Raw genomic sequence first — 2,775 nt, forward strand, 5'->3', positions numbered from 1 at the left:
CTGTCCATCGCGTACGGGTACCCGGAGCGGGACGGCACCGACGTGTACAACTCCGTCCAGCTCATCACCCCGTACGGCTATCCGCTGGCCAACTACCGCAAGACGCACCTCTTCGGCGACTTCGAGCGGAAGTTCTTCACCCCGGGCGACACCCCCGTGGTCCAGGCCGACGTGGACGGCATCCGCGTCGGCATCCTGGTCTGCTACGACGTGGAGTTCCCCGAGCCGGTGCGGGCGCACGCCCTGGCCGGCACGGAGCTGCTGCTGGTGCCCACCGCACTGATGCGCCCGTACGAGTTCGTGGCCCGCACGCTCGTCCCCGCGCGCGCCTACGAGAGCCAGTTGTACGTCGCGTACGTCAACCGCGTCGGCGCCGAGGGCGAGCACCACTTCGCCGGGCTGAGCTGCCTGGCCGCCCCCGACGGCACGGTGCGCGCCCGCGCCGGGGACGGCGGCGAGGACCTCGTGCTCGCCGACGTCGACCCCGCCCGGATCGCCGCCGCCCGCCGCGACAACACGTATCTGGCGGACCTGAGGCCCGAGTTGTACGCCTGACGCACCCCGCCGGAGCCCGCACCGGCCCCCGCAGATCCGCACACCGCACATCCGCACGCCCGGGCGGCGGCCCCGAGCCGCCCTGCCCGCACGCCCCGAGGAGCCCCGCCCGATGACGTCCACCGTGCCCACCGCCGTCCACCCCGCGGGGGAGGAGACCGACCGGCGGCCGATCACGATGTTCGGCCCCGACTTCCCCTTCGCGTACGACGACTACCTCGCCCACGCCGCCGGGCTCGGCCAGATACCGGCGACCGGGCACGGCACCGAGGTCGCCGTCGTCGGCGGCGGGCTCTCCGGCCTCGTCACCGCGTACGAGCTGATGAAGATGGGCCTGAAGCCGGTGGTCTACGAGGCGGACCGGATCGGCGGCCGGCTGCGTACCGAGACGTTCCCCGGCTGCGACCCCGCGCTCACCGCCGAGATGGGCGCGATGCGCTTCCCGCCGTCGTCCACCGCGCTGCGGCACTACCTCGACCTCACGGGCCTTCAGACCCGCCCGTTCCCCAACCCGCTGGCGCCCGGCACCCCTTCCACCGTCGTCGACCTCAAGGGCGAGTCGCACTACGCCCGCACGATCGACGACCTGCCGCAGGTCTACCGCGACGTCGCCGCCGCCTGGGCCGACTGCCTGGAGGAGGGCGCGGACTTCAGCGCCATGAACCGCGCCATCCGCGAGCGCGACGTCCCGCGCATCCGCGAGCTGTGGGCGGCGCTGGTCGAGCGGCTCGACAACCAGACCTTCTACGGCTTCCTCTGCGACTCCGCGGCCTTCCGCTCCTTCCGGCACCGGGAGGTCTTCGGCCAGGTCGGCTTCGGCACCGGCGGCTGGGACACCGACTTCCCCAACTCCATCCTGGAGATCCTGCGCGTCGTCTACACGGAGGCCGACGACGACCACCACGGCATCGTCGGCGGCAGCCGGCAACTCCCGCTGCGGCTCTGGGACCGCGCCCCCGGCAAGCTCGTGCACTGGGCGCAGGGCACGTCGCTGGCCGCGCTGCACGACGGCGGCGCCCCCCGCCCGGCCGTCACCCGCCTCGCCCGCGCCGCCGGCGAGCGGATCACCGTCACCGACGCCTCCGGCGACGTACGCACCTACCGCGCGGCGGTCTTCACCGCGCAGTCGTGGATGCTGCTTTCGAAGATCGACTGCGCCGACGAACTGCTGCCCATCGACCACTGGACCGCCGTCGAACGCACCCACTACATGGCCTCGTCCAAGCTCTTCGTGCCCGTGGACCGGCCGTTCTGGCTCGACCGGGACGAGCGGACCGGCCGCGACACGATGTCCATGACGCTCACCGACCGCATGACCCGCGGCACCTACCTCCTCGACGACGGCCCGGACCGGCCGGCGGCGATCTGCCTGTCGTACACCTGGTGCGACGACAGCCTGAAGTGGCTGCCGCTGCCGGCCGAGGAGCGGATGGAGGTCATGCTCAAGTCGCTCGGCGAGATCTACCCGGAGGTGGACATCAGGAAGCACGTCATCGGCCCGCCGGTGACGGTCTCCTGGGAGGACGAGCCGTACTTCATGGGCGCGTTCAAGGCCAACCTGCCTGGCCACTACCGTTACCAGCGGCGGCTGTTCACCCACTTCATGCAGGAGGCGCTGCCGGCGGGCAAGCGCGGGCTGTTCCTGGCCGGCGACGACATCTCCTGGACCGCGGGCTGGGCCGAGGGCGCGGTGCAGACGGCGCTGAACGCCGTATGGGGCGTGATGCGGCACCTCGGCGGCGCCACCGACCCGGCCAACCCCGGGCCCGGCGACGTCTTCGACGCCATCGCCCCGGTGGAGCTGCCGGAGGACTGACGCGCCCGGCTCAGTCGCCGCACCGGCCGCGCAGCGGCACCAGCAGGCAGCGTGAGACCAGCCCCACCGACTGATCCAGCCGCTCGGTGAACTCCTCGCCCACCTCGGGCAGTCCACGCAGCCGCCACAGCACCCGGGCCGCCGCCCACGCCGCGTCCCGGGCCCGCTCCAGGCTCCACGCCCCGGCGAGGTGCGTGAGCGGATCCGCCACGTCCAGCAGGTCGGGCCCCGGCATGAGCTGCTCGCGGATCCGCTCCTCCAGCCGTACGAGCAGCCCGCCCACGCGCTCGTAGTCGCCCTCGACGTCCTCGGGTTCGCGGCCCAGCGCGCGGCAGGTGGCGACGACGGCGAGCGGCAGGTCGTAGCCGATGTGGGCGTTGATGCCGGCGAGCGCGAACTGCAAG

General features: G+C 72.9%; 3 protein-coding genes. 2 read left to right on the forward strand and 1 reads right to left on the reverse strand.

Going from position 1 to position 2,775, the window contains the following annotated elements; translation table 11 throughout:
- Together H5J30_RS25700 and H5J30_RS25705 are read left to right on the forward strand one after the other, a co-directional pair.
- A partial coding sequence (locus tag H5J30_RS25700; RefSeq protein ID WP_181789727.1) for a carbon-nitrogen hydrolase family protein occupies positions 1 to 555 on the forward strand: 555 nt, incomplete at its 5' end.
- Positions 556 to 667: 112 nt separating this feature from the next.
- Positions 668 to 2,371, forward strand: coding sequence for a flavin monoamine oxidase family protein (locus H5J30_RS25705; protein WP_181789728.1), 1,704 nt, complete (start codon positions 668 to 670; stop codon positions 2,369 to 2,371).
- Between the two features lie 10 nt (positions 2,372 to 2,381).
- On the opposite strand, the gene H5J30_RS25710 is transcribed toward H5J30_RS25705, so the two are convergent.
- The coding region (locus H5J30_RS25710; RefSeq protein ID WP_258563537.1) for a DUF5995 family protein at positions 2,382 to 2,775 on the reverse strand (394 nt) is incomplete at its 5' end.

It is taken from the genome of Streptomyces phytophilus, from assembly GCF_013870535.1.
GTDB classification, from domain to species: Bacteria; Actinomycetota; Actinomycetes; order Streptomycetales; family Streptomycetaceae; genus Streptomyces; species Streptomyces phytophilus.

What these genes read in the sequence shown, in the direction of transcription:
- H5J30_RS25705 (WP_181789728.1), top strand. Translation starts at nt 668, where the DNA reads ATGACGTCCACCGTGCCCACCGCCGTCCACCCCGCGGGGGAGGAGACC.